This window comes from Syntrophorhabdales bacterium (assembly GCA_035541455.1).
GTDB lineage: Bacteria > Desulfobacterota > Syntrophorhabdia > Syntrophorhabdales > WCHB1-27 > JADGQN01.
The window spans coordinates 1-5775 of the sequence record DATKNH010000031.1 but is presented as its reverse complement, the minus strand read 5'-3'; the positions used below and the strand labels follow the sequence as shown (position 1 = coordinate 5775).

General features: G+C 53.8%; 8 protein-coding genes. 7 read left to right on the top strand and 1 reads right to left on the bottom strand.

Annotated elements, in window-relative coordinates; translation table 11 throughout:
* The 7 genes from VMT71_03655 to VMT71_03625 all read left to right on the top strand — a co-directional run.
* A partial coding sequence (locus VMT71_03655; protein ID HVN23041.1) for a hypothetical protein occupies positions 1–203 on the top strand: 203 nt, incomplete at its 5' end.
* Complete coding sequence (locus tag VMT71_03650) at positions 200–694, top strand: ATP synthase F0 subunit B (protein ID HVN23040.1); 495 nt, start codon at positions 200–202, stop codon at positions 692–694. The genes VMT71_03655 and VMT71_03650, both read left to right, overlap by 4 nt.
* Before the next feature lie 9 nt (positions 695–703).
* Positions 704–1246: an ATP synthase F1 subunit delta gene (gene atpH / locus VMT71_03645; GenBank protein ID HVN23039.1), complete on the top strand. Its 543-nt coding sequence runs from the start codon at positions 704–706 to the stop codon at positions 1244–1246.
* Positions 1247–1250: 4 nt separating this feature from the next.
* Positions 1251–2759 carry a F0F1 ATP synthase subunit alpha gene (gene atpA / locus VMT71_03640; protein ID HVN23038.1) on the top strand — a complete coding sequence of 503 codons (1509 nt, stop codon included), beginning with the start codon at positions 1251–1253 and terminating at the stop codon, positions 2757–2759.
* A gap of 13 nt (positions 2760–2772) precedes the next feature.
* Positions 2773–3633, top strand: a complete 861-nt coding sequence (gene atpG / locus VMT71_03635) for an ATP synthase F1 subunit gamma (protein ID HVN23037.1) — start codon at positions 2773–2775, stop codon at positions 3631–3633.
* A gap of 15 nt (positions 3634–3648) precedes the next feature.
* Positions 3649–5067 carry a F0F1 ATP synthase subunit beta gene (gene atpD / locus VMT71_03630; protein ID HVN23036.1) on the top strand — a complete coding sequence of 473 codons (1419 nt, stop codon included), beginning with the start codon at positions 3649–3651 and terminating at the stop codon, positions 5065–5067.
* Between the two features lies 1 nt (position 5068).
* Positions 5069–5479, top strand: coding sequence for a F0F1 ATP synthase subunit epsilon (locus VMT71_03625; protein ID HVN23035.1), 411 nt, complete (start codon positions 5069–5071; stop codon positions 5477–5479).
* A gap of 83 nt (positions 5480–5562) precedes the next feature.
* Here VMT71_03625 and VMT71_03620 read toward each other — a convergent pair.
* Positions 5563–5775: hypothetical protein (locus VMT71_03620; protein HVN23034.1), on the bottom strand; the 213-nt coding region annotated here is incomplete at its 5' end.

Below are 5775 nucleotides of genomic sequence, written 5' to 3'. Positions count from 1 at the left end.
AGCGGGAAGCAACTATGAAAGAGGCTCAGGCTGCATCCATGAAAACCATCGAAGAGGCGAGAAGAGAGCTCACCACTGAACTGGATCAGATAAAGGAGCGGGTAAAGACTGAAAGCGACGCTACCCTACAACGATTGTCAGGGGAGACTGACAGGCTGTCGCAAGACGTAGTAGCGCGAATACTCGGGAGGCGTGGCTCATGACACTGCCGGAACCCTGGTCGTTCATAGTAAAACTTTTTAATTTCGCCGTTATGGTCGCCATTCTGGTGAAATTCGCGGGCAAACCGCTCAAGAATGCCCTCCAGAGCCGGCGTAACGCAGTCAAGGAAAAGGTGGACGAGGCCGACCGCCTCTTGAAAGAGGCTGAAGCCCTTAAGAAGGGCTATGAGTCCAAACTTGGCGATCTCGATTCTGAGATTGAAGCCTTCCGCAAAAAAGCTATGCAGGAGGCTGAACAGGAAAAAACCAAGATAGTAGGCGAAGCTCAGGCCCTGGCCGAGCGTATCAGGCAGCAGGCCCGGCTCGCCTACGACCAGGAGATGAAAGACGCGATGTTGGCGGTGCAGGCCCAGATTGCTCGCCGTACGCTGCAGAATGCCGAGGCTGCTGTGAGACAGGCATTCAAAAAAGACGATCACGACAAGATGGTCGATGAATTTATTGCGAATCTGCAGGGACAGAAAAGAACATAGAGGCCGACATTGATAAGCCACTCTATCGCAAAACGTTATGCAAAGGCCCTGTTCGCGGCCGGTGAAAAAGACGGGAACTACCGGAAGTACCTGGATGAGCTCGGCAGCCTCCTTGAACTCGTTGAAATAGAGCCAAGGCTTAAGACTACACTCATGCTCCCTCTTCTGGAAATGGCAAAACGAAAGGACCTACTGTCAGAAGTGGTGCGTCTCCTTGCGCTGAGTCCTGCCGTGGCAGGCACAGTCCAGATGCTCCTTGAAAAGAACCGCATATCGTACTTGCCGCTGGTCAAAGAGGAATACGCCGGCCTCGTTGACGAAAAAGAGGGGCGGGTCAAAGGTGTCCTCTATACCGCTTACCCACTGACAGGCAATGCCAAAACCCGTATCGAGGAGGCCTTGAGCCAGAGACTGCAGAAGAAAGTGGAGCTCACAGTGACCGAGGATAAGGAACTGATCGGGGGAGTCAAAGTCACAGTGGGAGGTTTGAGGATCGACGGTACGATAAGGCGACAGCTCGAGATCCTTAACGAACGCATCATGAAGGAGTAGGATCATGGCGGTTAAAGCAGACGAAATAAGCAGGATCATAGAACAGAAGATATCCGGGTTCGAGAGAGAGATCGATCTCCAGGAGACGGGCACCGTTATCTCCGTTGGCGATGGTATCGCGCGCATCTACGGCCTTGAGAATGCCATGGCAGGCGAGCTCGTTGAGTTCCCGCACAGCATCGAAGGCATGGTTCTCAACCTGGAGGAAGATAATGTCGGCGTCGTCATCTTTGGTGAGGACTACGGAATCAAAGAGGGCGACCTCGTCAAGAGGACCTCGAGAATTGCACAGGTGCCTGTGGGTGAGGCGCTTATAGGCAGAGTCGTTGATGCGCTTGGCAACCCCCTCGACGGGAAAGGTCCGATCGAAACGAAAGAGTATAGAAACGTTGAGCAGCGCGCGCCGGGTGTCGTTGTGAGGCAACCGGTGAAAGAACCGCTTCAGACAGGCATCAAGGCCATAGATGCGATGATCCCCATCGGGAGAGGCCAAAGGGAGCTGATCATCGGCGACAGAGGCACCGGTAAAACGGCTATCATCATCGATGCGATCATCAATCAGAAAGGAAAGGGCGTCTACTGCATCTACGTGGCTATCGGCCAGAAGCGCTCATCCGTTGCCCGCATGGTGGATGTGTTGACTGCCCACGGCGCGATGGAATATACAATAATTGTGGCTGCGACAGCGAGCGATCCCGCACCTCTGCAATACCTCGCTCCGTTTTCAGGCACCTCGATGGGCGAATATTTCATGAATTCAGGAAGACACGCGCTCGTTGCTTATGATGATCTCTCGAAGCACGCTGTCGCGTACCGCCAGCTCTCTTTGCTGCTGCGCCGCCCGCCTGCTCGTGAGGCGTTCCCCGGCGACATCTTCTACCTTCATTCCAGATTGCTGGAACGGGCTTCGAAATGGGACGATGCGCACGGCGGGGGTTCGCTCACCGCGCTGCCGATCATTGAAACGCAGGCAGGTGACGTGTCCGCTTACATTCCTACGAACGTGATCTCCATCACCGATGGACAGATATACCTGGAGCCCGAACTCTTCTATTCCGGCATCAGACCCGCGATCAACGTCGGTTTATCGGTCTCGCGCGTGGGTGGCAACGCGCAGATAAAAGCGATGAAGCAGGTGGCCGGCAGGCTACGGCTGGAACTTGCCCAATACAGGGAGATGGCCGCGTTCGCCAAGTTCGGCAGCGACCTGGATAAGTCAACGCAGGCATTGCTCGCTCGAGGAGCGCGCCTGACCGAACTTCTCAAGCAGGACTTGTATGCCCCGTACTCGGTTGAGCAGCAGGTCGTGCTGCTTTTTGCGGGCACGAACGGTTACATCGATCAGTACCCGGAGTCGGCCCTTCTGAAATACGAGAAAGAGATGCTCGCCTTTATCGAGGCCGAACACTCTGACATATACAAGTCGGTGCGTGAAAAACTGCAGATTGAACCCGCGACGGAACAGAAACTGAAACAGGCTCTTGATGCCTTTAAGGAAAAATTCAAACCATAACGCAGATTAAACTATGGCGACATTACGCGACGTCAGACGGAAAATTAACAGCATACAAAGCACGCAGATTATCACCAGGACCATGCGCATGGTCTCTGCCTCCAAATTGGCCAGGGCCCAAGCCACGCTCGAGCGCATCACGTCGTATGCCGGAAAGATGGAAGAGCTATTGAAGCGCGTGGCCTCGCGCCTTCCCGACGATGCACATCCTCTTCTTGCAAGGAGGGAAGAGGTAAAAAATGTGCTTCTCCTTCCGATTGCATCTGACCGGGGCCTCTCCGGGGCGTTCAACATGAATATCGCGAAACCGGTGGAGGATTTTATCCGCACCAATCAGGCGACGTATGAAAAAATAGGCGTCTATCTCGTCGGCAAAAAGATACGCGATTATCTCAAGAGAAGACACATCCAGACAATGAAGGAATGGATAGATGTAAAGACTGTAGATCCTGGTGTGGTCGATGCTATCGCATCCGACATCACCAATCTCTACATGGACGGTGAGTACGACAAGGTATATCTCATTTACACGCACTTCAGATCAGCGGTAAGGCAGGAGGTGCTTTTCCAGGAGTTCCTTCCCATTAGCGTTGAAAAGAGCGAAGAGACGCTCGATTATCTCTACGAACCAAAGATGGAGGAGATCATTTACGATTTGATCCCTCAATTCGTGAAGACCAAGATATACTTCGCCCTGGCCGAATCACAGACATCGGAACATGCGGCACGGATGGCCGCTATGGAAAACGCCACAAACAATTGCGGTGAGATGATTACATACCTGACGCTGGTTTACAACAAGACACGCCAGCAAAGCATCACGAACGAAATGATGGATATTGTTGGCGGCGCAGAGGCCTTGCAAGGCGAGTAGAAGGAGGGATTCAGAATGAGTACTGAAGTGATGGGAAAGGTCGTACAGGTTATAGGAACGGTTGTGGACTTGCGTTTCCCGGCCGACAACCTGCCGCCCATTTTCGGGGCCGTATACCTGACCAACCCGACCATTAACGATAAACCGGAGAACCTGATCCTGGAGGTCGCTCAGCATCTGGGTGACAGCACGGTCCGCTGCATTGCCATGGAAACGACTGATGGCGTAAGGCGGGGCCAGGAGGCTCTTTACAAGGGTGAGGGTATCACGGTACCAGTCGGCAAGGAAGTGCTGGGCAGGGTGCTTAACGTTGTTGGCGAGGCTGTAGACGAGGGACCTCCGGTGAAAACCGCGAAAAGATATCCTATTCACCGGCCCGCACCAACACTCGTCATGCAGAACACCAGAATCGAGCTTCTTGAGACAGGCGTTAAAGTCATCGATCTTCTGGAGCCCTATCCCAAGGGCGGTAAGGTTGGACTCTTCGGCGGCGCAGGCGTGGGTAAGACCGTTATCATCATGGAGATGATCCACAACATAGCAATGCAGCACGGCGGCATATCCGTGTTCGGGGGGGTCGGGGAACGAACGAGAGAAGGCAACGACCTGTGGCTCGAGATGAAGGGCTCGGGCGTTATTGATAAGACAGCGCTGATATACGGGCAGATGACCGAGGTCCCCGGTGCGAGAGCAAGGATAGGCCTCACCGCATTGACGGCCGCAGAATATTTCCGGGATGAAGAGGGACAGGATGTTCTTCTCTTCATCGACAACATCTTCAGATTTACGCAGGCAAATTCTGAAGTCTCCGCGCTGCTCGGCAGAATGCCCTCGGCGGTTGGATACCAGCCGACGCTCGCTACCGATCTCGGAGAACTGGAAGAACGTATCACATCGACACTGCGCGGCTCGATTACTTCCGTCCAGGCCATCTACGTGCCGGCGGATGACCTCACCGACCCTGCTCCCGCGACCACCTTTGCGCACCTGGATGCCACGACCGTCCTTTCGAGGCAGATAGTGGAGCTTGGTATTTACCCGGCCGTGGATCCGCTCGATTCAACGAGCCGGATCCTTGATCCGAAGGTACTTGGCGACGAGCACTACTCTGTGGCCCGTGAGGTTCAGAGAATCCTGCAGAAATATAAAGAACTTCAGGACATCATCGCGATTCTGGGTATGGACGAGCTCTCAGAAGAGGATAAGGTTGTCGTGGCGAGGGCAAGAAAGATTCAGAGGTTCCTGTCGCAACCCTTCTTCGTGGCAGAAGCATTCACCGGGTCACCGGGAAAATACGTGACACTTAAGGATACGATCAAAGGATTCAGAGAAATCGTCGAAGGCAAACATGACGATCTTCCTGAGCAGGCGTTTTACATGGTTGGCGCGATCGAGGAAGCGGTCGAGAAGGCCAAGAAACTGATGGGTGACTAACGTGGCATTGCTACACCTTGAGGTCATCACCCCGGAGAGGGTGATGGTATCAGAAGACGTCGATATGGTGGAGGCTCCCGGTGCCTTGGGAGAGTTCGGAGTCCTGCCGGGGCACATAACCTTTCTTACTTCTATTGTGCCCGGTGAAGTACGCTACATGACAGGCAGCGAAACGCATCACCTTGCGACAAGCGGGGGATTCGCCGAGGTAGTGAGCGACAAGGTGACTTTCCTTCTCCAAACGGCTGAATTCGCCCAGGAGATAGACATAGAGCGGGCCAGGAGGGCAAAGGAAAGGGCCGAATCGGCGCTTGCGGGTATCTCTTCTGATGACAAAGAGTATAAAACGCTTGAACTGGCCCTGCTGCGCGCCGTCGCCCGAATTTCAACAGCATCCAAGATTTCTTCCTGATGGTTTCATCGCGATCTTCTCTGTGACGTACATCGTCGACAGCGACCGATGGTATTTCACGAATCATTCAGCGATACCGATATTCAACCATGATGTTCACCATCGACAAGAGACTCCTTGATCTCTTTCCCGGCCTCGCCGTGGGAACCCTCATTTGTCAGGTTGACAACACCAGATATGGCGAAGACCTGTTGTGGCCCGTTCTCGAGCAGGTTCGCACCGGTTTTTCTTACGATAAGCCGCAGGACCACCCACGCATAAAGATCTGGAGACAGGCATTTGCCAAGGTAGGTATT

Excerpts from the sequence above, each read along its gene's own strand:
- atpG (HVN23037.1), top strand. The coding sequence starts at position 2,773 with ATGGCGACATTACGCGACGTCAGACGGAAAATTAACAGCATACAAAGC.
- atpD (HVN23036.1), top strand. The coding sequence starts at position 3,649 with ATGAGTACTGAAGTGATGGGAAAGGTCGTACAGGTTATAGGAACGGTT.
- atpA (HVN23038.1), top strand. The coding sequence starts at position 1,251 with ATGGCGGTTAAAGCAGACGAAATAAGCAGGATCATAGAACAGAAGATA.
- VMT71_03650 (HVN23040.1), top strand. The coding sequence starts at position 200 with ATGACACTGCCGGAACCCTGGTCGTTCATAGTAAAACTTTTTAATTTC.